Origin of the sequence: Kosakonia pseudosacchari, assembly GCF_900184035.1 — a bacterium.
In the GTDB taxonomy this organism is placed as follows: Bacteria; Pseudomonadota; Gammaproteobacteria; order Enterobacterales; family Enterobacteriaceae; genus Kosakonia; species Kosakonia pseudosacchari.
The window spans coordinates 559,766-584,702 of sequence record NZ_FXWP01000009.1 but is presented as its reverse complement, the minus strand read 5'-3'; the positions used below and the strand labels follow the sequence as shown (position 1 = coordinate 584,702).

At 51.9% G+C, this 24,937-nt stretch carries 22 protein-coding genes, 1 other RNA gene and 1 other annotated feature; of the genes, 18 read left to right on the top strand and 5 right to left on the bottom strand.

Going from position 1 to position 24,937, the window contains the following annotated elements; translation table 11 throughout:
- The first annotated feature begins 176 nt into the window (after window positions 1-176).
- From fumD to selO, 15 genes are all read left to right on the top strand, one after another.
- Entirely contained in the window at window positions 177-389 is a 213-nt protein-coding gene (gene fumD, locus BN2591_RS04730; protein ID WP_017456551.1) for a fumarate hydratase FumD, read from the top strand.
- Window positions 390-980: 591 nt separating this feature from the next.
- Window positions 981-2,909 (top strand): threonine--tRNA ligase, encoded by a 1,929-nt coding sequence (gene thrS / locus BN2591_RS04725; protein WP_017456552.1) that lies wholly within the window; start codon window positions 981-983, stop codon window positions 2,907-2,909.
- A gap of 3 nt (window positions 2,910-2,912) precedes the next feature.
- The gene (gene infC / locus BN2591_RS04720) at window positions 2,913-3,455 is read left to right on the top strand and encodes a translation initiation factor IF-3 (RefSeq protein ID WP_071908164.1); all 543 of its coding nucleotides are present in this window, start codon (window positions 2,913-2,915) and stop codon (window positions 3,453-3,455) included.
- A 92-nt stretch (window positions 3,456-3,547) separates the two neighbouring features.
- Window positions 3,548-3,745 carry a 50S ribosomal protein L35 gene (gene rpmI / locus BN2591_RS04715; protein ID WP_001124225.1) on the top strand — a complete coding sequence of 66 codons (198 nt, stop codon included), beginning with the start codon at window positions 3,548-3,550 and terminating at the stop codon, window positions 3,743-3,745.
- 49 nt (window positions 3,746-3,794) lie between these two features.
- A complete protein-coding gene (gene rplT / locus BN2591_RS04710; protein WP_013366084.1) occupies window positions 3,795-4,151 on the top strand; it encodes a 50S ribosomal protein L20 in 357 nt (118 codons plus the stop codon).
- 119 nt (window positions 4,152-4,270) lie between these two features.
- Window positions 4,271-4,395, top strand: a sequence feature (Phe leader region).
- The gene (gene pheM / locus BN2591_RS24465) at window positions 4,276-4,320 is read left to right on the top strand and encodes a pheST operon leader peptide PheM (protein ID WP_001386830.1); all 45 of its coding nucleotides are present in this window, start codon (window positions 4,276-4,278) and stop codon (window positions 4,318-4,320) included. (Overlaps the previous feature by 45 nt.)
- A 40-nt stretch (window positions 4,396-4,435) precedes the next feature.
- Window positions 4,436-5,419 (top strand): phenylalanine--tRNA ligase subunit alpha, encoded by a 984-nt coding sequence (gene pheS / locus BN2591_RS04705; protein WP_065368665.1) that lies wholly within the window; start codon window positions 4,436-4,438, stop codon window positions 5,417-5,419.
- Window positions 5,420-5,433: 14 nt separating this feature from the next.
- Window positions 5,434-7,821, top strand: coding sequence for a phenylalanine--tRNA ligase subunit beta (gene pheT, locus BN2591_RS04700; protein WP_086869443.1), 2,388 nt, complete (start codon window positions 5,434-5,436; stop codon window positions 7,819-7,821).
- Between the two features lie 4 nt (window positions 7,822-7,825).
- On the top strand, window positions 7,826-8,125 hold the full coding sequence (gene ihfA / locus BN2591_RS04695; protein ID WP_006820203.1) for an integration host factor subunit alpha: 300 nt from the start codon (window positions 7,826-7,828) through the stop codon (window positions 8,123-8,125).
- Window positions 8,126-8,225: 100 nt separating this feature from the next.
- On the top strand, window positions 8,226-9,206 hold the full coding sequence (gene btuC, locus BN2591_RS04690) for a vitamin B12 ABC transporter permease BtuC (RefSeq protein ID WP_025263640.1): 981 nt from the start codon (window positions 8,226-8,228) through the stop codon (window positions 9,204-9,206).
- 34 nt (window positions 9,207-9,240) lie between these two features.
- A complete protein-coding gene (locus BN2591_RS04685) occupies window positions 9,241-9,792 on the top strand; it encodes a glutathione peroxidase (protein ID WP_086869440.1) in 552 nt (183 codons plus the stop codon).
- Window positions 9,792-10,541, top strand: coding sequence for a vitamin B12 ABC transporter ATP-binding protein BtuD (btuD, locus tag BN2591_RS04680; protein WP_086869439.1), 750 nt, complete (start codon window positions 9,792-9,794; stop codon window positions 10,539-10,541). Before BN2591_RS04685 ends, btuD begins: the two co-directional genes overlap by 1 nt.
- 78 nt (window positions 10,542-10,619) lie before the next feature.
- Entirely contained in the window at window positions 10,620-11,084 is a 465-nt protein-coding gene (locus BN2591_RS04675; protein ID WP_017456559.1) for a C40 family peptidase, read from the top strand.
- Between the two features lie 254 nt (window positions 11,085-11,338).
- The gene (locus BN2591_RS04670) at window positions 11,339-12,052 is read left to right on the top strand and encodes an EAL domain-containing protein (protein WP_086869437.1); all 714 of its coding nucleotides are present in this window, start codon (window positions 11,339-11,341) and stop codon (window positions 12,050-12,052) included.
- A 61-nt stretch (window positions 12,053-12,113) separates the two neighbouring features.
- Complete coding sequence (gene selO, locus BN2591_RS04665) at window positions 12,114-13,556, top strand: protein adenylyltransferase SelO (protein ID WP_086869436.1); 1,443 nt, start codon at window positions 12,114-12,116, stop codon at window positions 13,554-13,556.
- Window positions 13,557-13,563: 7 nt separating this feature from the next.
- On the opposite strand, the gene hemP is transcribed toward selO, so the two are convergent.
- The 3 genes from hemP to ppsR all read right to left on the bottom strand — a co-directional run bounded on the left by hemP (window position 13,564) and on the right by ppsR (window position 15,938).
- Entirely contained in the window at window positions 13,564-13,755 is a 192-nt protein-coding gene (gene hemP, locus BN2591_RS04660; RefSeq protein ID WP_086869434.1) for a hemin uptake protein HemP, read from the bottom strand.
- Between the two features lie 148 nt (window positions 13,756-13,903).
- Window positions 13,904-14,950 carry a 3-deoxy-7-phosphoheptulonate synthase AroH gene (aroH, locus tag BN2591_RS04655; protein ID WP_086869433.1) on the bottom strand — a complete coding sequence of 349 codons (1,047 nt, stop codon included), beginning with the start codon at window positions 14,948-14,950 and terminating at the stop codon, window positions 13,904-13,906.
- 154 nt (window positions 14,951-15,104) lie between these two features.
- Window positions 15,105-15,938, bottom strand: coding sequence for a posphoenolpyruvate synthetase regulatory kinase/phosphorylase PpsR (ppsR, locus tag BN2591_RS04650; protein ID WP_086869431.1), 834 nt, complete (start codon window positions 15,936-15,938; stop codon window positions 15,105-15,107).
- Window positions 15,939-16,269: 331 nt separating this feature from the next.
- On the opposite strand from ppsR, the gene ppsA reads away from it, so the two are divergent.
- The 3 genes from ppsA to BN2591_RS04635 all read left to right on the top strand — a co-directional run bounded on the left by ppsA (window position 16,270) and on the right by BN2591_RS04635 (window position 22,647).
- The gene (ppsA, locus tag BN2591_RS04645) at window positions 16,270-18,648 is read left to right on the top strand and encodes a phosphoenolpyruvate synthase (protein WP_086869430.1); all 2,379 of its coding nucleotides are present in this window, start codon (window positions 16,270-16,272) and stop codon (window positions 18,646-18,648) included.
- Window positions 18,649-18,865: 217 nt separating this feature from the next.
- The gene (locus BN2591_RS04640) at window positions 18,866-20,275 is read left to right on the top strand and encodes an MFS transporter (protein WP_086869428.1); all 1,410 of its coding nucleotides are present in this window, start codon (window positions 18,866-18,868) and stop codon (window positions 20,273-20,275) included.
- Complete coding sequence (locus tag BN2591_RS04635; protein ID WP_086869426.1) at window positions 20,272-22,647, top strand: glycoside hydrolase family 3 N-terminal domain-containing protein; 2,376 nt, start codon at window positions 20,272-20,274, stop codon at window positions 22,645-22,647. The genes BN2591_RS04640 and BN2591_RS04635 overlap by 4 nt, the downstream gene beginning before the upstream one ends.
- 836 nt (window positions 22,648-23,483) lie before the next feature.
- On the opposite strand, the gene rprA is transcribed toward BN2591_RS04635, so the two are convergent.
- Together rprA and ydiK are read right to left on the bottom strand one after the other, a co-directional pair.
- An RNA gene (gene rprA / locus BN2591_RS04630) (antisense sRNA RprA) lies at window positions 23,484-23,591 on the bottom strand.
- Between the two features lie 188 nt (window positions 23,592-23,779).
- Window positions 23,780-24,886 (bottom strand): AI-2E family transporter YdiK, encoded by a 1,107-nt coding sequence (ydiK, locus tag BN2591_RS04625; protein ID WP_086869425.1) that lies wholly within the window; start codon window positions 24,884-24,886, stop codon window positions 23,780-23,782.
- Window positions 24,887-24,937: the final 51 nt, after the last annotated feature.

Here is a 24,937-nt window from a genome sequence, read left to right as displayed (position 1 = left end):
GCCTGAAAAAGAGGGAGCGTAAGGAAAAAGCCGTTCAAATCGCTTCTTCATGCGATCAGGGGGAAGCGGCAGTGTACAGTAGTTGGTAACAATATGCTTTACTGACTTTTTACGGATGCAAGCCGCTTTCTTCATAAGGCAGCCTGCTTATCAAAACTATCGCTACCGGAGGTGCCATGGGGACGTCCAAAGACGAAGCGTTATATGAAGAAATGTGCCGTGTAGTGGGAAAAATCGTCCTAGAAATGCGCGATCTCGGACAAGAACCTAAACATATTGTGATTGCCGGGGTGGTCAGAACCATGCTGGCCAATACGAAAATTAAGCGATCCGAGCTAACGCAAGAAGCGATGGAAACCGTGATCCGCGCTTTAGGTTACAACGCCTGAAAAAGCAGGGTAGATATGATAAAGAAAGGCACGAGCCATGCGTGCCTTTCTGAAACGTCCTGACTTGTAAAAGAAAACGGTGTTATCCACGCCGTTTCTTGTAACGGCCCGGAAGGGTGCGGGACGACTTCATGCTGTGGTGCTTATAAAACGAAAAAATAATGATCGCGAGAAGTGCGAAAATAACAATGGAGTAAAAGATTGCCATGCTTTATCAGTAGGTTGGGCGTTAACGGGTAGCCAAATAAATGGCTTGAGATGCCACCATGTCAAGATTTTGCTAAAAAATCAGAAAATCCTTAGGTTGGGTGGTTGTTTTTGCAACATTTTTAAGGCGGTATCGTAAATCTGCAATAAAGCAGCACTCTTGAGCTATGTCACACTAATCCTTTCAACCCCCTTCGCAAATGTGTACTATTGCCGGGTACTTAACAGCGGCAGGTAAGGGTATCAGGTAGTGGTTGATCTCTACGCTGTACAAATTCCGCAGAGTGAAGCGAGAAAACTTATCGTCGCGGCTGTTATATCTTTGATCTCTCATTTTGTATGTGCTCTTTCGTGCGGGGCACCACTGCAAATTAAGGAAATGAAATGCCTGTAATTACTCTTCCTGATGGCAGTCAACGCCATTATGACCACGCTGTAAGCCCAATGGATGTTGCGCTGGATATCGGTCCGGGACTGGCGAAAGCCTGTATTGCTGGTCGCGTCAACGGTGAACTGGTAGATGCATGTGATGTGATTGACAGCGATGCCAAACTCGCCATCATCACCGCAAAAGATGAGGACGGTCTGGAAATCATCCGTCACTCCTGTGCGCATCTGTTAGGTCATGCGATTAAGCAACTTTGGCCCAACACCAAAATGGCTATTGGTCCGGTTATTGATAACGGTTTCTACTATGACGTTGATCTTGACCATACGCTGACCCAGGAAGATATCGACGCGCTCGAAAAGCGTATGCATGAGCTCGCCGAAACGAACTACGATGTCATCAAGCAGAAAGTAAGCTGGAAAGAGGCGCGCGAGACGTTTGTTAAACGCGGCGAAAGCTATAAAGTTTCGATCCTTGATGAAAATATTGCCCATGATGACAAGCCTGGCTTGTATCATCATCAGGAATATGTCGACATGTGCCGTGGTCCGCACGTGCCGAACATGCGTTTCTGCCATCACTTCAAATTGATGAAAACAGCGGGTGCCTACTGGCGCGGCGACAGCAATAATAAAATGCTGCAGCGTATTTATGGCACCGCGTGGGCAGATAAAAAAGCGCTGAACGCGTATTTACAACGTCTGGAAGAGGCGGCAAAACGCGATCACCGTAAAATCGGTAAGCAGCTCGATCTGTATCATATGCAGGAAGAAGCGCCGGGTATGGTGTTCTGGCATAACGATGGCTGGACTATCTTCCGTGAACTGGAAACTTTCGTACGTTCTAAACTGAAAGAGTACCAGTATCAGGAAGTAAAAGGCCCGTTCATGATGGACCGTGTGCTGTGGGAAAAAACCGGCCACTGGGACAACTACAAAGATGCCATGTTTACGACTTCTTCTGAGAACCGTGAATATTGCATCAAGCCGATGAACTGCCCGGGTCACGTACAGATCTTTAACCAGGGCTTAAAATCTTACCGCGATCTGCCGTTACGTATGGCAGAGTTCGGTAGTTGCCATCGTAACGAGCCGTCAGGCGCTCTGCATGGCTTAATGCGCGTACGCGGTTTCACTCAGGATGACGCCCACATCTTCTGTACAGAAGAGCAGGTGCGTGATGAAGTGAACGCTTGTATTCGTTTGGTCTACGATATGTACAGCACCTTTGGCTTCGAGAAGATCGTCGTCAAGCTCTCCACTCGTCCGGAAAAACGTATCGGTAGCGACGAGATGTGGGATCGTGCTGAGGCGGACCTGGCTGTGGCGCTGGAAGAGAATAATATCCCATTTGAGTATCAACTGGGTGAAGGCGCATTCTACGGTCCGAAAATTGAATTTACCCTGTATGACTGCCTCGATCGTGCATGGCAGTGCGGTACTGTCCAGCTGGACTTCTCCTTGCCGTCTCGTCTGAACGCCTCTTATGTTGGCGAAAGTAACGAGCGACAAGTCCCAGTGATGATTCACCGTGCAATTCTTGGTTCTCTGGAGCGCTTTATCGGCATCCTGACTGAAGAATTTGCAGGCTTCTTCCCAACCTGGCTTGCACCAGTGCAGGTAGTTGTGATGAACATCACTGATTCACAGGCTGAATACGTTAACGAATTGACCCGTAAACTGCAAAATGCGGGCATTCGTGTAAAAGCAGACTTGAGAAACGAGAAGATTGGCTTTAAAATCCGCGAGCACACTTTACGTCGTGTCCCTTATATGCTGGTTTGTGGTGACAAAGAGGTTGAAGCCGGCAAAGTGGCTGTGCGTACCCGTCGCGGTAAAGACCTGGGTAGCCTGGACGTAAACGATGTTATCGAGAAGCTGCAACAAGAGATTCGCAGCCGCAGTCTTCAACAACTGGAGGAATAAGGTATTAAAGGCGGAAAACGAGTTCAAACGGCGCGTCCCAATCGTATTAATGGCGAGATTCGCGCCACGGAAGTTCGCTTAACAGGTCTGGAAGGCGAGCAGCTTGGTATTGTGAGTCTCAGAGAAGCTCTGGAAAAAGCTGAAGAAGCCGGGGTCGATTTAGTCGAAATTAGCCCTAACGCCGAGCCGCCCGTTTGCCGTATAATGGATTACGGCAAGTTCCTCTATGAAAAGAGCAAATCTTCTAAGGAACAGAAGAAGAAGCAAAAAGTTATTCAGGTTAAGGAAATCAAATTCCGACCTGGTACAGATGAAGGCGACTATCAGGTAAAACTCCGCAGCCTGATTCGCTTTCTCGAAGAGGGCGATAAGGCCAAAATCACGCTGCGTTTCCGCGGTCGTGAGATGGCCCACCAACAGATCGGTATGGAAGTGCTTAATCGCGTGAAAGAAGATCTGGTTGAACTGGCAGTGGTCGAATCTTTCCCAACGAAGATCGAAGGCCGCCAGATGATTATGGTGCTTGCTCCGAAGAAGAAACAGTAAGGCCATCAAGTAATTAAACCTGTGGGCCATAAGTTCACGGGTTTAATTCGCCTTTGTTTCGTTTATTAACAATGCGAAGTGGAAGTTAAAAAATGCCAAAAATTAAGACCGTACGCGGTGCTGCTAAGCGCTTCAAAAAAACCGGTAAAGGTGGTTTTAAGCACAAGCATGCTAACCTGCGTCATATTCTGACCAAAAAAGCTACCAAGCGTAAACGTCACCTGCGTCCGAAAGCCATGGTTTCTAAAGGCGATCTGGGTCTGGTAATCGCGTGCCTGCCGTACGCATAAGTCGTTAACCTTTTAACTTTTTTAAGAATATAGATACAGGAGAGAGCATATGGCTCGCGTAAAACGTGGTGTGATTGCACGTGCACGTCATAAGAAAATTTTGAAACAAGCTAAAGGTTACTACGGCGCGCGTTCACGCGTTTACCGTGTTGCCTTCCAGGCTGTTATCAAAGCTGGTCAGTACGCTTATCGTGACCGTCGTCAGAAAAAGCGTCAGTTCCGTCAACTGTGGATTGCACGTATCAACGCAGCAGCACGTCAGAACGGTATTTCTTACAGCAAATTCATCAACGGCCTGAAAAAAGCCTCTGTTGAAATCGACCGTAAGATCCTGGCTGACATCGCAGTATTCGACAAAGTGGCATTTACTGCCCTGGTTGAAAAAGCGAAAGCAGCTCTGGCGTAAGCCAGTTTAAGAGAGGGAGCTTAGCTCCCTCTTTTGCTTTAACATTATCAATGCATTGACATTTTGCCGTGATACGTTTTCAATAAGCCATCGCCGCCACTTACCCTGTTAAGGTAACGCAAGCATGAATGCTGCTATTTTCCGCTTCTTTTTTTACTTTAGCACCTGAACCCGGGAGGCTAGCGCGTGAAAGAAGAAACGGAAAACAGCGCCAGAAAGCCTCCCTTGTGGAGGCTTTTTTTGTATCTGCCGCTTGTAAATATCGTCATATAACGAGGAAAACCATGTCACATCTCGCAGAGCTGGTTGCCAGTGCGAAGGCAGCCATTAACGATGCTTCAGATGTCGCCGCGCTGGACAACGTACGCGTCGAATACCTGGGCAAGAAAGGGCACCTGACCCTTCAGATGACCACCCTGCGTGAGCTGCCGCCAGAAGAGCGCCCGGCTGCGGGTGCGGTGATCAACGAAGCGAAAGAGCAAGTGCAACATGCGCTGAATGCGCGTAAATCGGATCTTGAAAATGCTGCATTAAATGCACGCCTCGCCGCCGAAACTATTGATGTGTCGCTGCCGGGGCGTCGAATAGAGAATGGCGGTTTGCATCCGGTGACCCGCACAATCGACCGCATCGAAAGTTTCTTTGGTGAGCTTGGCTTTACTGTCGCCACCGGTCCGGAAATCGAAGATGATTATCATAACTTCGATGCGTTAAACATCCCGGGTCACCACCCGGCACGCGCTGATCACGACACCTTCTGGTTTGATGCAACCCGTCTGCTGCGCACCCAGACTTCAGGCGTGCAGATCCGCACGATGGAAAATCAGCAACCGCCTATCCGCATTATTGCGCCAGGTCGCGTGTATCGTAACGACTACGACCAGACGCACACACCGATGTTCCATCAGATGGAAGGGTTGATTGTTGATAAAAATATCAGCTTCACCAATCTGAAAGGCACGTTGCACGACTTCCTGCGTAACTTCTTTGAAGAAGATTTGCAGATCCGTTTCCGCCCGTCCTATTTCCCGTTTACTGAGCCCTCTGCGGAAGTGGATGTCATGGGTAAAAACGGCAAATGGCTTGAGGTTCTAGGCTGCGGGATGGTGCATCCAAATGTACTGCGTAACGTCGGTATTGATCCGGAAGTTTACTCAGGTTTTGCATTCGGTATGGGTATGGAGCGCCTGACGATGCTCCGTTACGGTGTCACTGACTTGCGCGCGTTCTTCGAAAACGATTTGCGTTTCCTCAAACAGTTTAAATAAAGGCAGGCAAAACAATGAAATTCAGTGAACTGTGGTTACGCGAATGGGTTAATCCAGCCATTGATAGCGAAGCGCTGTCCGGGCAAATCACCATGGCAGGCCTTGAGGTCGACGGTGTTGAGCCGGTTGCCGGTGCGTTTCATGGCGTCGTCGTTGGCGAAGTGATGGAGTGCGCTCAGCACCCGAACGCCGACAAACTGCGCGTAACGAAAGTAAACGTGGGCGGTGAGCGTCTTCTGGACATCGTCTGTGGCGCGCCAAACTGCCGTCTCGGGCTCAAAGTCGCTGTCGCCACTGTCGGTGCAGTACTGCCGGGTGATTTCAAAATAAAAGCGGCAAAACTGCGTGGCGAGCCGTCGGAAGGCATGCTCTGCTCTTTCTCTGAGCTGGGGATTTCTGACGATCATAACGGCATTATTGAACTGCCGGCGGATGCGCCGATCGGTACCGATATCCGTGAATATTTAAAACTTGATGACAACACCATCGAAATCAGCGTGACGCCGAACCGTGCAGATTGCCTCGGTATCATCGGTGTGGCGCGTGATGTTGCGGTGCTCAACAAATCTCCGCTGACCGCGCCGGATATCGCACCGGTTGCCGCTACCATCGCCGATACGCTGCCGATTACTGTGGAAGCGGCAGAGGCCTGTCCGCGCTACCTTGGTCGTGTCGTAAAAGGTATCAACGTCAAAGCACCAACCCCGCTGTGGATGAAAGAGAAGCTGCGCCGTTGCGGCATTCGCTCGATTGACGCCGTTGTGGACGTGACCAACTACGTTCTGCTGGAGCTGGGGCAGCCAATGCATGCGTTTGACCGCGACCGTCTGGAAGGTGGCATTGTGGTGCGTATGGCAAAAGAGGGCGAAACCCTGGTGCTGCTGGACGGTAATGAAGCCAAACTGAACGCAGACACGCTGGTGATAGCTGACCATAGCAAAGCATTGGCAATGGGCGGTATCTTCGGTGGTGAACACTCCGGCGTGAACAGCGAAACGCAGAACGTGCTGCTGGAATGTGCTTTCTTCAATCCGCTGTCAATTACTGGCCGCGCGCGCCGTCACGGTTTGCATACTGATGCTTCTCACCGTTATGAGCGTGGTGTCGATCCGCAACTGCAATACAAAGCGATGGAACGCGCCACCCGTCTGCTGCTTGATATCTGCGGCGGTGAAGCCGGCCCGGTGATTGATGTCACGAATGAAGCCACTCTGCCGAAACGCGCGACTATCCGTCTGCGCCGTAGCAAACTGGATCGTCTGATTGGTCATCATATTGCCGACGAACAGGTCAGCGATATTCTGAAGCGTCTGGGCTGCGAAGTGACTGAAGGCCAGGACGAGTGGCTGGCGGTTGCCCCGAGCTGGCGTTTCGACATGGAAATCGAAGAAGATCTGGTCGAAGAAGTTGCCCGCGTTTACGGCTACAACAATATTCCTGATGAGCCGGTGCAGGCTGGCCTGATTATGGGCGAGCACCGCGAAGCAAACCTGTCGATGAAGCGTGTTAAAACCATGCTTAACGATAAAGGCTACCAGGAAGTCATTACTTACAGCTTTGTCGATCCGAAGCTGCAGCAACTGATTCATCCAGGTGAGGAAGCACTCATCCTGCCAAGCCCAATCTCCAGCGAGATGTCGGCGATGCGCCTCTCTCTGTGGACCGGTTTGCTCGGCACTATCGTTTATAACCAGAATCGTCAGCAGAGCCGTGTGCGTATTTTCGAAACCGGCCTGCGCTTTGTACCTGATACGCAAGCTAATCTTGGCATCCGTCAGGATGTGATGCTGGCCGGCGCGATTTGCGGTAACCGTTATGACGAGCACTGGGATCTGGTGAAAGGAAGCGTCGATTTCTTCGATTTAAAAGGCGATCTTGAGTCCGTGCTGGAACTTACAGGTAAACTTTCCGCCATTGAGTTCCGCGCGGAAACGAATCCTGCACTGCACCCAGGCCAATCTGCAGCGATTTATCTGAAAGATAAGCGCATTGGTTTTATTGGTGTTGTTCACCCGGAACTGGAACGTAAGCTTGATCTGAACGGCCGCACACTGGTATTTGAACTGGAGTTGAATGCGCTTGCAGACCGCGTGGTGCCTCAGGCTCAGGAGATTTCGCGCTTCCCGGCGAACCGCCGTGATATCGCTGTTGTGGTCGCAGAAAATGTGCCTGCAGCAGATGTTTTGGGCGAATGTAAGAAAGTTGGCGTAAATCAGGTAGTTGGCGTAAACTTATTTGACGTGTACCGCGGTAAGGGTGTAGCGGAAGGGTATAAGAGCCTTGCCATTAGCCTGATCCTTCAGGATACCAGCCGTACACTCGAAGAAGAGGAGATTGCCGCTACCGTTGCCAGATGTGTAGAGGCATTAAAAGAGCGATTCCAGGCATCATTGAGGGATTGAACCTATGGCGCTTACAAAAGCTGAAATGTCAGAATATCTGTTTGATAAGCTTGGGCTTAGCAAACGGGACGCAAAAGAGCTGGTAGAGCTGTTTTTCGAAGAGATCCGTCGTGCTCTGGAAAACGGTGAGCAGGTAAAACTCTCCGGCTTTGGCAATTTCGATTTGCGCGACAAAAATCAACGTCCGGGTCGTAATCCAAAAACGGGCGAAGATATTCCCATTACAGCCCGGCGCGTGGTGACCTTCAGACCCGGCCAGAAGTTAAAGAGCCGTGTCGAAAACGCTTCGCCCAAAGCTGAATGATATGAACTAATTAAAAAGGCCGCATCGCGGCCTTTTTTCTTTTCAGCATCCGGCATCATCTTTAAAATCAGTGGCCTTGCTGACCAATAAAACGGAAAACATGCTGGCATACGCTCATCTTCAACAGCAACGCAACCGCCGCTGGCTGGGTGGCTTGCTGCTACTTTTACTCTTCGCGCTGCTGTTCAGTCTCTGTGCGGGCGATCAATGGATTTCTCCCGGTGCCTGGTTTACACCGGATGGGCAACTGTTTGTCTGGCAGATTCGTCTGCCACGTACGCTGGCCGTGTTGTTGGTTGGGGCTGCACTGGCGTTGTGCGGTGCGGTGATGCAGGCACTGTTCGAAAACCCGCTTGCGGAACCTGGATTGCTGGGCGTCTCCAGCGGTGCGGGCGTTGGCCTAATTGCTGCTGTATTGCTGGGTGGCGGATTGCTGCCTGGCTGGGCGCTGGGCGTTTGTGCGATCGCCGGGGCGCTCATTGTGACGCTGATCCTGCTGCGTTTCGCGCGTCGCCATATCTCAACCAGCCGTTTGCTGCTGGCTGGCGTCGCGTTGGGTATTATCTGTACTGCATTAATGACCTGGGCCGTCTATTTCTCTTCTTCCTTCGACTTGCGCCAGCTAATGTACTGGATGATGGGAGGTTTTGGCGGGGTAGACTGGCAACAAAGCTGGCTGATGGCGGCACTGGTGCCTGTCATCATTTGGGTCTCTTTCCAGTCTCAGCCACTGAATATGCTGGCTCTGGGAGATATTTCCGCGCGCCAGTTAGGATTACCGATGTGGCTATGGCGAAACGTGTTGGTGGTAGCCACGGGCTGGCTGGTCGGCGTAAGCGTCGCGCTGGCGGGCTCAATTGGTTTTATCGGTCTGGTCATTCCCCATATCTTACGTCTGTGCGGTTTGACCGATCATCGGGCATTGCTGCCAGGCTGCGCGCTGGCAGGAGCGGTGGCACTGTTATTTGCCGATGTGATAGCACGTCTGGCGCTCAATGCGGCCGAGTTGCCAATAGGCGTTGTGACGTCGACGCTGGGCGCGCCGGTATTTATCTGGCTATTATTGAGAGCCGGGCGTTGAGCCCGCAAACCATAACATTCATTAAGGTGACGCTATGCAACAGGATATTCTCAATACTGAAGTTAAGACTATCGATGGTGAACAGACAACGCTTGCAGGTTACCTCGGCAAGGTGCTGCTGCTGGTCAACGTTGCCTCTAAATGTGGGCTGACGCCACAGTACGAACAACTGGAACAGATGCAAAAAGAATTTGAAAGCAAAGGTTTTACCGTACTCGGTTTTCCCTGCAATCAGTTTCTCGGCCAGGAACCAGGTTCAGAAGAGGAGATTAAAACCTTCTGTAGCACCACGTATGGCATAACATTTCCGCTGTTCAGCAAAATCGATGTGAATGGTGAAGCACGTCACCCGCTGTATAAAAAGCTCATTGCTGCAGCGCCGAAGGCCGTTGCACCTGAGGGAAGTGGTTTCTACGAACGTATGGAGAGCAAGGGGCGAGCGCCGAAAGAGCCGGGCGATATTCTGTGGAATTTTGAAAAATTCCTGATTGGTCGTGATGGCAACGTGATTCAACGCTTCTCACCGGATATGACACCGGAAGATCCGATTCTCGTTGATGCGGTGAAACAGGCGCTGGCGAAGTAATGTCAATGCTGTTGCAGCTTCAGGATGTGGCTGAACCCGGAAGGCTTGGGCCGATAACAGCATCGATCGGCCGGGGAGAAGTCCTGCATCTTGTCGGACCGAATGGTGCAGGGAAAAGCACCCTGCTGGCGCGCATTGCTGGGTTATCAGGCGGGCAGGGAAGCGTGCTGTTTAATGCCCGTTCTTTGACACAGTGGCCAGCATCGCAGCTGGCGCAACACCGCGCTTACCTGGCCCAGCAGCAGGCACCGCCGTTCGCGATGCCAGTCTGGCAGTACTTGTCCTTGCATCAGCGCGATAACGCACATACCGCGCTGCTTGCACAGATCGCGGGCAAGCTTGGCCTCAGCGATAAGCTGGGGCGGGCGGTGAATCACCTGTCAGGCGGGGAGTGGCAGCGGGTACGCTTAGCGGCAGTGATTTTACAAATTCACCCCGCCGGTAACCCCACCGGGGAGCTTTTGTTGCTGGATGAGCCGATGAATAGCCTCGATGTTGCCCAGCAGGCAGCACTCGATAAGCTTTTAAACGAGCTGGTTGCCGCAGGAATTACCGTGGTGATGAGTAGCCACGATCTTAACCATACGTTGCGACATGCGCGTCAGGCCTGGCTGCTCAGTGGCGGCAAACTGTTAATGAGCGGGCGGCAGGACGAGGTGCTGACACCATCTCATCTGGCGACGGCGTATGGGTTGGCTTTTCGCCAACTGGATGTGGAAGGTCACCGCGTGCTGATCCCCGCAACGTGACGAAAAGGTGACTTGCCACAGATCTGATTCACACGGTAGATTATTCCGAGAAAAAGAAATAAAGAGGCGTGATCCAGAATGCGTATCTGGTTATTGCTGGCAGCGGCGTTATTCCTTGCAGGATGTAGTTCTCATCGCGCGCCGCCGCCAAATCCAAGATTGTCAGATTCGATAACCGTTATTGCTGGCCTGAATGATCAGCTGAGCCAGTGGCATGGTACGCCGTATCGCTACGGTGGCATGAGCCGTTCCGGCGTTGATTGTTCCGGCTTCGTTATGATGACGTTTCGCGATAAGTTTTCTTTACAACTGCCGCGCGAGACGCGCCAACAGGCGGAAATCGGCACGAAAATCGATAAAGATGATTTGCTACCAGGCGACCTGGTTTTCTTTAAAACCGGTTCCGGAGAGAGCGGATTGCACGTTGGTATTTACGATACGGATAATGAGTTCATTCATGCCTCAACCAGCCGGGGAGTGATGCGCTCTTCTCTGGATAATGTCTACTGGCGTAAAAATTTCTGGCAAGCACGTCGCATCTAAAATGAGAAAGCCCGCAAGGGCTTTTTTTAAACCAGGAAATTTCCACTAAATAATCACGTTTATCTTAATTAATATCTGTGTACATTGGGATCCGGACATCCGTGAATTCGTTATCAGGCTAATAAAGGTTAAGGAGCAGCCAAAAAATAAAACGGGAAAAAAATGAAGTTAATCTCATTTAAAACAATAGATTTGAAATATCTTCCCCTGTGTTTGACAATGCCGGATATCACCCTTAATGCGGGGCTGGCGCAATGATAGTATCGCTGGATGACACCTATCGCTCTGAGCTTCTATTACTTCCTGCGAGAAAAAGTAACGGAATGCTACAGGGACTGGAAATTATCATTAACTTTGTGGGGCCCGACAGCAATGTCCGCACGCCTACAGAGCTGGTCCTCCCGCGCCTTACGCCTGAAGAAATACTCACCTTATTCAATGAACAACTGGCACTGCTTGAAGCCTGCCAACTCTTTTTTATCCAACATCAATTAACGGCCTGGATTAATATTGCGCCCTCTTTGATTGATGTCCTGTTAACAGATGAAACGCTTGCAACAAACATTAGGAAATTTCCTTTTCTTGAATTTACCATTAATGAGAATTTTCCCGATCTAAATAGGGGAAAAGATAATCATCTATTGTTTCTATTGGCGAAACAATATTCCCTGGTGCTGTCTAATTTTGGTGCCGGAACCGCGTCGACCAAAGCCATTTTTGATGGCTTATTTAAGCGGGTGGTATTGGATAAAAATTTTGTTCATCAGCGGCTGGCTTCACCTTCATTCGAACCTTTTATGCGGGTGATTGTTTCGCAGCTCGAGCCCTATTGTGATGCATTGATGATTGCAGGCATTGATGATGAACACGCCCTCAACCGCGCTTCGGCCTTTCCCTTTAGCGCCATGCTTGGCGCAATGTGGCCACCCGTCGCCGTCGAACAGTTAACCTCTCTGGTTCAACCATAGCCCTGCTTTTACCCGGTGTTTAAACACCATAGTTAGCACTACACTAAAGGCAGGAGGAACCATGACCCTGTCTTTTACTACCCACTGGCGAGATGAATTGCCAGATTTTTATACCGCATTATCCCCAACGCCGCTGCACAACGCCCGGTTGCTCTGGCGCAATGAGCCGTTGGCACATGCGCTGGATGTACCGGATGCGCTGTTTCATCCCGCCTCGGGAGCAGGAGTGTGGGGCGGTGAAGCGCTGTTGCCTGGCATGTCTCCCCTGGCGCAGGTCTACAGTGGACATCAGTTTGGTGTCTGGGCCGGACAATTAGGTGATGGACGCGGGATTTTGCTCGGTGAGCAGCAACTCCCGGACGGCACAACCCGGGACTGGCACTTGAAAGGCGCCGGGCTGACGCCGTATTCGCGCATGGGGGATGGCCGTGCGGTGTTGCGTTCGACCATTCGCGAAAGCCTGGCTTCAGAAGCAATGCATTATCTGGGGATCCCGACCACGCGCGCATTGAGCATTGTGACCAGCGATACGCCGGTGATGCGCGAAACGCAGGAGCAGGGCGCGATGCTGATGCGTATTGCCGAAAGCCATGTGCGGTTTGGTCATTTCGAACATTTTTACTACCGACGCGATCCGCAAAAAGTCCGTCAACTGGCAGATTTTGTTATCCGTCATCACTGGCCGGAATTGCAAAACGAAAGCGATAAATATGTCGCATGGTTCCGGGATGTCGTGCGGCGTACCGCGCAGTTGATTGCGCGCTGGCAAGCGGTAGGGTTCGCGCACGGTGTAATGAATACCGATAACATGTCGATTCTTGGTTTAACGATCGACTATGGCCCGTTCGGTTTTCTTGATGATTACCAGCCCGGTTTTATCTGCAACCACTCTGATTACCAGGGAAGGTACAGTTTTGAAAACCAGCCGGCGGTGGCGCTCTGGAATCTCCAGCGCCTGGCGCAGTCACTATCGCCATTTATTGCTGCGGAGAGCCTAAACGCCGCACTGGATGATTACCAGCACCAGTTACTCACTGAATATGGCCTGTTGATGCGCAGCAAATTGGGCTTCTTCACCCGCCAGCAAGGGGATAACGATCTTCTGAATTCGCTGTTTGCCCTGATGGCGCGTGAAGGCAGCGATTATACGCGTACGTTCCGCATGCTCAGTCTGACCGGGCAGCAAAGTGCTGCGTCGCCGTTACGCGATGAGTTTATCGATCGCGGCGCATTTGATGACTGGTTTGCACGATATCGGGCGCGCTTACAGCAGGAGAATATCGATGACGCACAGCGACAGGCGCATATGCAGCAGGTTAATCCGGCGATGGTGTTGCGGAACTGGCTGGCGCAGCGCGCCATAGATGCCGCAGAGAAAGGTGATAACAGCGAGCTGGAGCGACTTCATGAGGCATTACGACAGCCATTTATTGATCGCAGTGATGATTATGTCAGCCGCCCGCCTGACTGGGGCAAACGGCTGGAAGTAAGCTGCTCGAGTTAAAAACGGCCTACTTTGTCAGGATCAATTTTCCGGCGTGCGTCTGGCGCAGCAGATATTGCTGCCCGTTGTGCTCAATAACGACACGTCCTTCATCCCCCAGCAATGAACGGCTATGAATGCGGCGATCGGTTGGGGTGATGAGCGTGGGCTTTTCCTGAGGCATGACTGGTGATGCAGGCGTGCTATCCATGTGCGACATATCCGTTTTAAGACAAACCAATAATGATATTGATAATGATTATCAATAGTATGGTGATGTGACGCAAGGGAGATTGCTTACTTAAACGCAGTTCCCCCAGGAAAAAGTAGGGGGAATGCGTCATTCTGAGGTAGTCAGCAGGAAAAAGTTAAAAGCGGGTGGCAACCGCGGTTGCGAGTTTTTCCAGCAGCAGTTCGCTGTCTTCCCAGTTCAGACAGGGATCGGTAATAGATTGCCCGTATACGAGCGGCTGGCCACTGACAATTTTTTGCGTGCCTTCTTGCAGGAAACTTTCCGCCATCACACCAGCGATCGCGAGCGAGCCATTAAGGATTTGCGTACAAATGTCGTCACAGACATCCAACTGGCGGCGGTGCTCTTTCTGGCAGTTGCCGTGGCTGAAATCCACCACCAGATGCTCCGGCAAACCAAATTCACGCAGCGTATCGCACGCATTGGCGATATCTTCGGCATGGTAATTTGGTTTTTTACCGCCACGCATAATGATGTGGCCGTAGGGGTTGCCGCTGGTCTGATAAATGGTCATTTGCCCGCTTTTATCCGGCGAGAGGAACATATGGCTGGCGCGTGAAGCACGGATCGCATCAACGGCGATACGTGTATTGCCATCGGTACCATTTTTAAAACCGACCGGGCAAGAAAGCGCCGAGGCCATTTCCCGGTGGATCTGGCTTTCCGTGGTGCGCGCGCCAATAGCACCCCAGCTAATTAAATCGGCAATAAACTGGCCGGTCACCATATCGAGGAATTCTGTGGCGGTGGGCACGCCTAGCTCATTGACCTGCAACAGCAGCTTACGCGCCAGCTCAAGACCGTGATTTACGCGGTAACTGCCGTTCAGATCCGGATCGGAAATCAACCCTTTCCAGCCCACTACGGTGCGCGGTTTTTCGAAGTAGGTGCGCATGACTATTTCCAGATGCGCGTGGTGTTTTTCACGTAATACTTGTAAACGGCTCGCGTAATCAACGGCGGCGTCAAGATCGTGAATTGAGCAGGGACCAATAATCACCAACAGGCGGCGATCTTCACCATTCAGTATTTTTTCTATCCGCCGACGGGATGCGGTCACATGCTCAGCTACCTCTGAGGTAACAGGGTAGCGCTGCGCAAGTTCAGCTGGTGTCACCAGGCTGCTGATAGGCGCAGTGCGAAGTTCATCAGTTTTGTTCATCAAGAATCTCAAAAATTAGGTGCTTCAGCGGCAGGAATGCCGGAAGTGATGCGCAACACCTTAAACCAATCCCGGCTTATTTCAAGAGGGGTTACAAAGGACATCACGTTTCCGGGCAGTATCATAGCGCATTATGCACCCATGTACTAGCATGTTAGTACATGCGGCGATTTAACCCCATAATATCGAGCATCTTGGTGGCAATTTCTTCTACCGAGTAGTTGGTACTATTAAGGCAGGGGATTTGATTCTTGCGGTAAAGCGCTTCCACTTCTGCGACTTCCATGCGGCACTGGCGCAACGACGCGTAGCGGCTATTTTCCCGGCGCTCTTCGCGAATGGCGGCAAGACGCTCCGGATTAATGGTCAGACCAAATAATTTATGCTGCAGGGGTTTTAACGCAGCGGGGAGAACGAGGTTATCCATATCGTCGGCAATAAAAGGATAATTTGCCGCGCGAATACCAAATTGCATCGCCAGATACAGGCTGGTCGGTGTTTTCCCACAGCGCGAAACGCCCAGTAAAATCACCTGAGCCTGATCAAGATTGCGCAACGAAATACCGTCGTCGTGCGCGAGGGTGTAATCAATTGCCGCGATACGCGCATCATATTTGGTTAAATTACCTGGATTAAGCCCATGTGTGCGGTGCGCAATGGGGGTAGGATCGAGTTTTAATTCCTCCTGCAGCGGCGCAACCAGCGCCTGGACGATATCCTGACAAAATCCTTCGCTTTGCAAAATAATGGCGCGAATTTCCGGTATCACAATCGAGTAGAACACCAGGGGACGATTGCCGGTTTGCTGATAGATGGCGTCTATTTGTTCTTTGACGGCACGGGCACGGCTCTCGTTTTCGACAAACGGCAGCGTGATACTGCTGATAGCGACCGGGAATTGCGACATTACCGCATGGCCTAATACTTCAGCGGTGATAGCGGTTCCATCAGAAATATAAAAGACGTGGCGATCAACTGAACTGTCCATTTAACCCATCCTGAATGACATGCGTAATTCGCTGAAAGCATAAATTAAAATCCGCAACATGCGTATCTCCTTTTTCTCATTTTTAAAATGAAATGGTGTTTTTATTTTTAATGAACTCTGTGGTTCATTTTTTTAGTTTCCCCTATAAAAAATAAGGAGATACAAAATTGAGAAATTACTCAAGGTGATTTATTGATGGGAATCTATCCGAAAAACCAGAAATCGTAATTGCTTACACGATTCACCGTTTTTTCAACGGAATTAATTATGCCAGGATAAAAATGTAGTTCGACGTTTTTACCCATTCATATATCACAAAAGGATTGTTTCGATGTCCAACAATGGCTCGTCTCCGCTGGTGCTTTGGTATGACCAACTCGGCATGAATGATGTAGACAGAGTTGGGGGCAAAAATGCCTCCCTTGGTGAAATGATTACTAATCTGTCCGGTATGGGGGTTTCCGTACCGAATGGGTTTGCGACCACGGCCGATGCGTTTAACCAGTTTCTGGAACAAAGCGGGCTAAATCAGCGCATTTACGAATTACTGGATAAAACCGACATCGATGATGTTTCCGAACTGGCAAAAGCGGGTGCGCAGATCCGCCAGTGGATTGTCGACACGCCGTTCCAGCCCGATCTGGAAAAAGCCGTCCACGAAGCCTACGCCAAACTCTCCGAAGATGACGCCGAAGCCTCTTTCGCGGTGCGCTCTTCTGCGACAGCGGAAGACATGCCGGATGCCTCGTTTGCCGGTCAGCAGGAAACCTTCCTCAACGTGCAAGGGTATGACGCCGTGCTGGTGGCGGTGAAGCATGTGTTTGCCTCGTTATTTAACGATCGCGCCATCTCCTATCGCGTGCATCAGGGTTACGATCACCGTGGCGTCGCGCTTTCTGCCGGTGTACAGCGCATGGTGCGGTCGGATATCGGCTCTTCTGGCGTGATGTTCACCATTGATACGGAATCCGGCTTTGATCAGGTGGTGTTTATCACCTCTGCCTGGGGGCTGGGCGAAATGGTGGTGCAGGGCGCCGTGAACCCTGATGAGTTCTACGTGCATAAGCCAACGCTGGCGGCAAATCGTCCGGCCATTGTGCGTCGCACCATGGGGTCGAAGAAAATCCGCATGATCTATGCACCGACGCAAGAGCATGGCAAGCAGGTGCAAATTGAAGATGTTCCGCAGGCCGAGCGCGACCGTTTCTCCCTGACCGACGACGAAGTACAAGCGCTGGCGAAGCAGGCGGTGCAAATCGAGAAACATTATGGCCGTCCAATGGATATTGAATGGGCGAAAGACGGCCATACTGGCAACTTGTTCATCGTTCAGGCGCGTCCGGAAACCGTACGCTCGCGTGGCCAGGTGATGGAGCGTTACACGCTGCATGCTCAGGGGCGCATTATCTCTGAAGGCCGTGCCATTGGGCATCGCATTGGCGCAGGTACGGTAAAAGTCATTCATGATATCAGTGAGATGAACCTGATCGAGCCAGGCGATGTGCTGGTGACCGACATGACCGACCCGGATTGGGAACCGATCATGAAAAAAGCGGCGGCCATTGTGACCAACCGCGGCGGTCGGACCTGCCACGCGGCGATCATTGCGCGTGAGTTAGGTATCCCGGCGGTGGTGGGCTGCGGCGATGCGACGGAACGCATTAAAACCGGCGAGAAAGTCACCGTCTCCTGCGCCGAAGGCGATACCGGTTATGTGTATGCCGATCTGCTGGATTTCAGCGTGAAAAGTTCAAGCGTAGACACCATGCCGGATCTGCCGCTGAAGATCATGATGAACGTCGGCAACCCGGATCGCGCGTTTGATTTTGCTTGCCTGCCAAACGAAGGCGTAGGGCTTGCACGTCTGGAATTCATCATCAACCGTATGATCGGTGTGCATCCGCGCGCGCTGCTGGAGTTTGATGACCAGGACGCGAAATTACAAAATGAAATCCGCGAAATGATGAAAGGCTTCGATTCGCCGGTTGAGTTTTATGTAGGGCGTCTGACGGAAGGCATTTCGACACTGGGCGCAGCATTCTGGCCAAAACGGGTGATTGTGCGTCTGTCCGATTTTAAATCGAACGAATACGCCAATCTGGTTGGCGGTGAGCGTTACGAGCCGGAAGAAGAGAACCCAATGCTCGGCTTCCGTGGCGCGGGCCGTTATGTGGCCGACAGCTTCCGCGACTGCTTTGCGCTTGAATGCGAAGCGGTAAAACGCGTGCGTAACGATATGGGGCTGACCAACGTAGAAATCATGGTCCCGTTTGTGCGTACCGTTGAACAGGCAAAAGCGGTGGTTGATGAACTTGCGCGTCAGGGACTGAAACGCGGTGAGAACGGGCTGAAAATCATCATGATGTGCGAAATCCCGTCCAACGCGCTGCTGGCGGAGCAGTTCCTCGAGTATTTCGATGGTTTCTCTATCGGCTCGAACGACATGACTCAACTGGCGCTGGGCCTCGATCGCGACTCCGGCGTGGTCTCTGAATTGTTCGACGAACGTAACGACGCGGTGAAAGCGCTGCTTTCCATGGCGATCCGTGCGGCGAAAAAGCAGGGCAAATATGTCGGTATTTGCGGGCAGGGACCTTCGGATCACGAAGATTTTGCCGCATGGTTGATGGATGAGGGCATTGATAGTCTCTCGCTCAATCCGGACACCGTGGTGCAGACCTGGCTCAGTCTCGCCGAACTGAAAAAATAAAGGCAAAAGTAAAATCCCCGGCATAATGTCGGGGATTTTTTTATTTCAGCCGCGAACTCGGCGGCGATCACAATTACTAAAAAACGTAAAAAGCCTGGCAATTATTGCAATTGTCCCCTCGTAGGCTTCTTCCAATACTTGAGCCTGTAGTGAGCCGCGCGACGTTAATTTATCGCGCCACGTTGAAATATTTTTTGACCTCACAAGGCTGATAAAAATGACAATCTCCTCTGTCCTGAGTACAAAAGACAAAATAGGTTATGGTCTTGGCGATATGGCAAGCGCCCTCGTCTGGCAAACCGCAACGCTGTTTCTCGCTTATTTCTATACGGATGTGTTTGGCTTACCCGCCGCCATTATGGGAACCATGTTTTTGGTTGTGCGCGCGGTGGATGCTTTTGTCGATCCTTGTATCGGCGCACTGGTGGATCGCACGCAAACGCGACACGGGCGTTTTCGCCCCTGGCTGCTGTGGTTTGCAATACCGTTCGGTGTGAGTTGCATTATTACCTTTTATGTCCCGGACGCCGGGGCAACGGCAAAAATCCTCTATGCCTGCGTCACTTACGCCATCCTTAGCTTCATCTACTCGGCGATTAACGTACCTTACTGCGCGATGCCCGGTGCGCTGACGATGGATCCACACGAGCGACATTCGCTGCAGTCCTGGCGCTTTGGTTTATCGTTTATCGGCGGCCTGATCGTCACCGTTATCGCGCTGCCGCTGGTGGCGAAACTGGGCGCGGGTAACGATCAGAAAGGCTATTTCTATGCCATGAGCATGATGGGGTTGCTGGGCATTGCGCTATTTTTTGGCTGTTTTTTCCTGACGCGCGAACGTTTTACGCCGCGAAATGATAGCTCCGGTTCGCTGTTCAGCGATCTCAAATTGCTGGCGGGGAATACGCAGTGGCGCATTGTTTTTGTGTTTAATATTTTGCTGTTAACCGCAGTTGTAACGCGTGGTTCTGCCACGATGTATTACGTCAAATACGTATTACAGCGCCCGGATATGGTGTTTACTTTTATTGTTTCCGGCATGATCGCCGCTCTAAGCGGAGCGCTATTATCAGCACGGTTGTTAGGGAAATTTGACCGGGTGCGCGCCTACCAGTGGACAATTATTACGTTCGTTGTTTTCGCGGCGCTGATCTTTATTATCCCACCGACACAAGTGTGGCTTATTTTTGGCCTCAATATCGTTTTCAGCTTTATTCAGAACCTGACCACGCCACTGCAATGGACCATGTTCTCTGATGTGGTGGATTACGAAGAGCACCGCAGCGGGCGTCGCCTTGACGGACTGGTGTTCTCTACCGCGTTATTCGCCATTAAATTTGGCCTGGCGCTCGGCGGTGCCGTTGTGGGTTGGGTGCTGGGCGCAGTGGACTATGCGCCGAACCAGGCAGCCCAGAGTGCCACGGTGCTGACGACCATTAACGCGCTGTTTACGCTGATCCCCTGCCTGCTGTTTATCTGCATGGTACTGCTCTTGACCCGCTACAAACTGAATAGCCAGGTTGCCGACAGTATCGCGCAAGATCTGATACGTAAACGCGGTAACAGCGAAAGCGACACGACAGTGCAAACCGCCCCGGATTTCAATAACACAGGAGTGACCCGATGACTGCTATCTACCAGGACGCAAACCGTCCCGTGGCCGAACGCGTTGCGGACTTACTGGCGCGGATGACGCCGGAAGAGAAATTCGCGCAAATGCATGCTTTATGGCTGGTGCTTTCAGAAGAGGGTGAGCACCGCGAGCGCACCGATCTCAGCGATGAGTTTGCCGGCGTCAGCGCGCAGGCGGCGCTGGCGCAGCGGCTTAAGCTGGGCGTCGGGCAAATAACCCGTCCGCTGGGCACGCATATAGTGGAGGCGAAGCGCGGCGTGCGCGCGGCTAATCGGCTACAAAAAACGTTAGTGGAAGAGACGCGGTTGGGTATCCCCGCGCTGTTTCATGAAGAGTGCCTGGTTGGCTTGTTGTGCAAAGACGCAACGTTATTTCCCTCCTCGCTGAACTACGGTTCAACCTGGGATCCGCAACTTGTGCAGCGTGCCGCTCATCATATTGGGCTGGAAGCGCGATCGACCGGCTGCAAACAGGGGCTGGCTCCGGTGCTGGATGTCTCGCGTGATGTCCGCTGGGGACGCACTGAAGAGACGTTTGGTGAAGATCCGTGGCTGGTGGGAGTGATGGCTTGCGCGTACGTGAAAGGTTTGCAGGGTGAAAAGGGCGATATGCTGGCGACGCTCAAACACTATGTTGGTCACTCGTTTAGCGAAGGCGCGCGTAACCATGCCCCGGTGCACCTGGGTTTTTGCGAGCTGAACGACACCTTTTTGCTGCCGTTCGAGATGGCGGTAAAGCTGGCGAAAGCAGGATCGGTGATGCCGGCCTATCACGACATTGATAATCAGCCTGGTCACAGCGATCATTTCTTGCTCACCACCTTGCTGCGTGAACAGTGGGGCTTCGAGGGCATTATTGTTGCCGATTACGGCGGCGTCAGCCTGTTACATCAACATCACGGTGTGACACACGATGCCGCAGAATCCGCAGCGCTCTCGTTTAATGCCGGGCTGGATGTTGAGTTGCCAAAAGATGACTGCGCGCGTCACCTGGCAGAGGCCGTTGAGCGCGGTCTTATTTCCATGGCAAAAGTGGATGAAATCGTCGCCCGCGTGCTGGCAGTGAAATTTCGCCTCGGTTTGTTCGAACACCCTTATACCGATGAACAGGGTATCGACTTGCAGTCCGTTGAGACGCGGCAGGTAGCGCACGAGGTCGCTACGCGCTCAATGACGCTGCTGGAAAATAACGGCATTCTGCCATTGAACGGCACGCCGAAAGTGGCGGTAATTGGCCCGACCGCTGACGATCCGCTGGCTTTGCTCAGCGGTTACAGTTTCCCGGTGCATTTGATCATTAGCGATATGCTGGAGGAGACCACGCAGGTCACCACGCCGCTTGCGGCGCTGCGCCAGACGCTGGGAGAGGGAAACGTCCGCTATGCTAAAGGCTGCCATATTATTGAAAAACGTATGGCTGGCGCCCCCGTTTTCCCCGGGGACGCATCGGGTAAACCGATGCAGCAGTCACCGGTTTCCATGGATTTGAGCCTGATCCCGCACGCGGTGAGCGTGGCGCAAGAAAGCGAGGTGATTATTGCCTGTGTGGGCGATCTTGCCGGGCTATTCCAGAGCGGGACAGTGGGAGAAGGTTCCGACACGGATAGCCTGACGCTGCCAGGTGTGCAACAGCAGTTGCTGGAGGCGTTAGTGGCAACCGGGAAGCCGGTAGTGGTGGTTATGACTGGCGGGCGTCCGTATAACCTGCAAGGGCTGGAGTCGCGCGTTGCCGCATGGTTGATGGCGTGGGCACCGGGGCAGGAGGGGGGCCGGGCGATTGCTGATGTGTTGACCGGGCGAGCAGAGCCGCAGGGGCGTCTGGTGGTCAGCGTGCCGAAAAGCGCGGGTGCGATGCCCTATTATTACAACCACAAGCTGAAAAGCGGTGGTACACCCTTTGCCTTCCATTTTGGCGCACTTTACCCCTTTGGCTACGGCAAGAGCTGGACGCAGTTCGAGTATATCAACCCGGTGCTGCTCACGCCTGAGGTGGCGATCGATGGCGATATTCGCGTACAGGTGCAGGTGAAAAATACCGGAGAGCGCAGCGGCAGTGAGGTAGTGCAACTGTATGTCCGGGATAAGGTAGCGTCGATGGTACGCCCGATACAGGAGCTAAAAGCGTTCCAGCGCGTGACATTGTCGCCGGGTGAAACGGCAACGCTGACGTTCACCGTACCGGTGGATATGCTCAACTTTACTCGGCGTGACGGGCAACGCATTGTTGAGCCGGGTGAGTTTGAGCTGCAAATCGGTGCCTCATCGGCAGATATTCGCGCAGCGCTCACGGTGAACGTTTACGGCGAGACCCGCGTGCTTCCCGGAGCCTGGAAAATGATGAGTTGGTGCGACGTCAGCCAGGGATAAAATCGTAGCCCATCGAATGGTGGGCTATTTTTTGTCTGTAGAAACCCCCAGCCTGGCTGGGGGTTTCGGAAAGCTTTCAGCTTTAAGCCAGCTATTTGCACAAACAGACAACAATACACCTGCTGAAATTACAACCACGCTGCATGGCCTAGAATTACGTAAGGTATTTGTATGATCGTAAGCTATTCGTGCCTGCCCCTGGTATAGGTTTATTGTATTGAGAATTGCCCTGCATATAACCCTCTCTTGTGATTTATCATCTTGTGGTTTTCTATTTCCCCCGTGTTTTAAGAGATAATTTTATTGAGGTTTATCTAATGGTAGAAATAGCTGAGTGTCAGGATGTTCATTTTATTTGTCATGACGTGACGGGGTTTATCGACGTTGAACCCGGCGGGTGAACTACGCGTGGTTCACGCAGGATTGATAGGGCGCTACAGGGTCGGTTACGTAACATCGTTGATCATGTGCTATCTCAGCATAATCTTATTAGCAGCGGGTGCAGGTAAATACATAAGCTGATTTTTCTTGAGCGCATTGTCGTGGTTTCAATTTATTCAATATTACCGTTTTTATTTCGCAGATGCGGAAGGTAAATAGCTATTGCCAGTAATAGTGCTGAGGTTATTTAAATGAAACGTTGTCTATTAATGTTTCTCGTGCCGGCATGGGCGACATCTTAATGGCTGTGTGCCTTATAACGGTCATATTCGTGCCGGTGACGGGCACGATGCATTAGCTACCGATTGGTGCGGCTATTGATAATGGTGCCTGCGCAGTGAGCGGCAAAGGTAGCGTGTCTGCATCCGGTAAATAAGTGTTTGCGCGCAAAGCGGCGAAAAAAAAGCCCATCGTGGGAGATGGGCAAAGACTACACACAGCAATTCGTTGTTTCACTCAGGGGATTTCCATGCTTATAAATCAAGGTGTTGATTTATAACCGTGAGCTAATAGTAGGCATGTCGATTTTTTGCGTCGATCAGATTCGTCTCATTAGTTAAATGGACGTGAAGAATATATGGGCTAAACCGGCCATTATTTCGCTTTCAGAGGGATCTGATCGGGATTTCGTGTCTGAAATGATAAGTAGCGCTTAATAATAATTAAGGCGGGCTACCCCGCCTTATTATTTTCAGGAGGGGTTGTCTAAATCGTCGACTTCGCTTAGCGCATTATCTGCCGCTACCGGTTCGGGCGCTTCATTCACCCAAGCGGAGAATAGCCGCCAGGAAACCGCCAGTAATACCGGACCAATAAACAGGCCAATCATACCGAAAGCGACCAGTCCGCCAATTACCCCTGAAAGAATAAGGATCAGCGGTAAATCCGCGCCCATACGGATAAGTACCGGGCGGATAAAGTTATCCAGCGTGGCGACAACGCAACTCCACACCAGCAGTACGGTGCCCCAGGTGGAATCTCCGCTCCAGTAAAGCCAGATAATGGCCGGAACCAGCACCAGTAATGGCCCGAGCTGTACCAGACAGGTCATCAGCATAACCACGGTAAACAATGTCGCGTACGGCACGCCGGAAATGGCCAGACCAACGCCGCCAAGCACGGCCTGCACCAGTGCGGTGACTACCACGCCAAGCGCTACGGCGCGGATTGCCTGGCCTGCCAGCAGCACAGCGGCATCGCCACGTTTTCCGGCAAGACGAATGGCGAAATGGCGGATCCCTCTGGCAACTTGCTCACCGCGCCAGTAGAGCAGAGCGCTGAACAGCAACATCAGGGCGCAGTGCAGCATAAAGCGCCCGATATGCGCGGCCTGGCCGACAAACCAGGTGGTTGTCGCCCCCACGTACGGGCGCAGTTTAGCCATAATGGCGCTGCCGCCCATATCCAGCAGGCTGTGCCAGCCCGCATAGAGCTTCTCACCAACGAAAGGAATGCTGTTTAGCCAGGCTAAATCCGGCGGTGACATGGCACCGGTGCTGATGGCATGGATCACCGGGCCGCTGGAGTCCACCAGGCTATTAACCAGTAGCGCGACAGGAATAATAAACAGCAGGATTAACAGCAACATCATGACTAACACCGCCAGCGAGCGGCGACCAAACAGCACGCGTTGCAGGCGCACCAGCAGTGGCCAGGTGGCGATCACCACCGTTCCCGCCCAGGCAAAACCGAGGATGAAGGGCTGGACGACCCACAGACAGGCGATAATCATGATTGCTAAAAACAGTACCGACAGCATGATTTGCGGTACATCCCTGGACTGACGTAGATCAACCATATGATTTACTCACCTTGTTGAGTGGCTGAAAATTCGGTGTTTCTGGAAATC

Bases quoted from the DNA above. Each gene is read 5' to 3' on its own strand.
- ppsA (WP_086869430.1), top strand. From the start codon at position 16,270: ATGTCCAACAATGGCTCGTCTCCGCTGGTGCTTTGGTATGACCAACTC.
- btuC (WP_025263640.1), top strand. From the start codon at position 8,226: ATGCTGGCATACGCTCATCTTCAACAGCAACGCAACCGCCGCTGGCTG.
- selO (WP_086869436.1), top strand. From the start codon at position 12,114: ATGACCCTGTCTTTTACTACCCACTGGCGAGATGAATTGCCAGATTTT.
- BN2591_RS04675 (WP_017456559.1), top strand. From the start codon at position 10,620: ATGCGTATCTGGTTATTGCTGGCAGCGGCGTTATTCCTTGCAGGATGT.
- BN2591_RS04670 (WP_086869437.1), top strand. From the start codon at position 11,339: ATGATAGTATCGCTGGATGACACCTATCGCTCTGAGCTTCTATTACTT.
- hemP (WP_086869434.1), bottom strand. From the start codon at position 13,755: ATGTCGCACATGGATAGCACGCCTGCATCACCAGTCATGCCTCAGGAA.
- thrS (WP_017456552.1), top strand. From the start codon at position 981: ATGCCTGTAATTACTCTTCCTGATGGCAGTCAACGCCATTATGACCAC.
- rpmI (WP_001124225.1), top strand. From the start codon at position 3,548: ATGCCAAAAATTAAGACCGTACGCGGTGCTGCTAAGCGCTTCAAAAAA.
- ppsR (WP_086869431.1), bottom strand. From the start codon at position 15,938: ATGGACAGTTCAGTTGATCGCCACGTCTTTTATATTTCTGATGGAACC.
- btuD (WP_086869439.1), top strand. From the start codon at position 9,792: ATGTCAATGCTGTTGCAGCTTCAGGATGTGGCTGAACCCGGAAGGCTT.
- ihfA (WP_006820203.1), top strand. From the start codon at position 7,826: ATGGCGCTTACAAAAGCTGAAATGTCAGAATATCTGTTTGATAAGCTT.
- BN2591_RS04640 (WP_086869428.1), top strand. From the start codon at position 18,866: ATGACAATCTCCTCTGTCCTGAGTACAAAAGACAAAATAGGTTATGGT.
- BN2591_RS04635 (WP_086869426.1), top strand. From the start codon at position 20,272: ATGACTGCTATCTACCAGGACGCAAACCGTCCCGTGGCCGAACGCGTT.
- rplT (WP_013366084.1), top strand. From the start codon at position 3,795: ATGGCTCGCGTAAAACGTGGTGTGATTGCACGTGCACGTCATAAGAAA.
- pheT (WP_086869443.1), top strand. From the start codon at position 5,434: ATGAAATTCAGTGAACTGTGGTTACGCGAATGGGTTAATCCAGCCATT.
- ydiK (WP_086869425.1), bottom strand. From the start codon at position 24,886: ATGGTTGATCTACGTCAGTCCAGGGATGTACCGCAAATCATGCTGTCG.
- pheS (WP_065368665.1), top strand. From the start codon at position 4,436: ATGTCACATCTCGCAGAGCTGGTTGCCAGTGCGAAGGCAGCCATTAAC.
- BN2591_RS04685 (WP_086869440.1), top strand. From the start codon at position 9,241: ATGCAACAGGATATTCTCAATACTGAAGTTAAGACTATCGATGGTGAA.
- aroH (WP_086869433.1), bottom strand. From the start codon at position 14,950: ATGAACAAAACTGATGAACTTCGCACTGCGCCTATCAGCAGCCTGGTG.
- fumD (WP_017456551.1), top strand. From the start codon at position 177: ATGGGGACGTCCAAAGACGAAGCGTTATATGAAGAAATGTGCCGTGTA.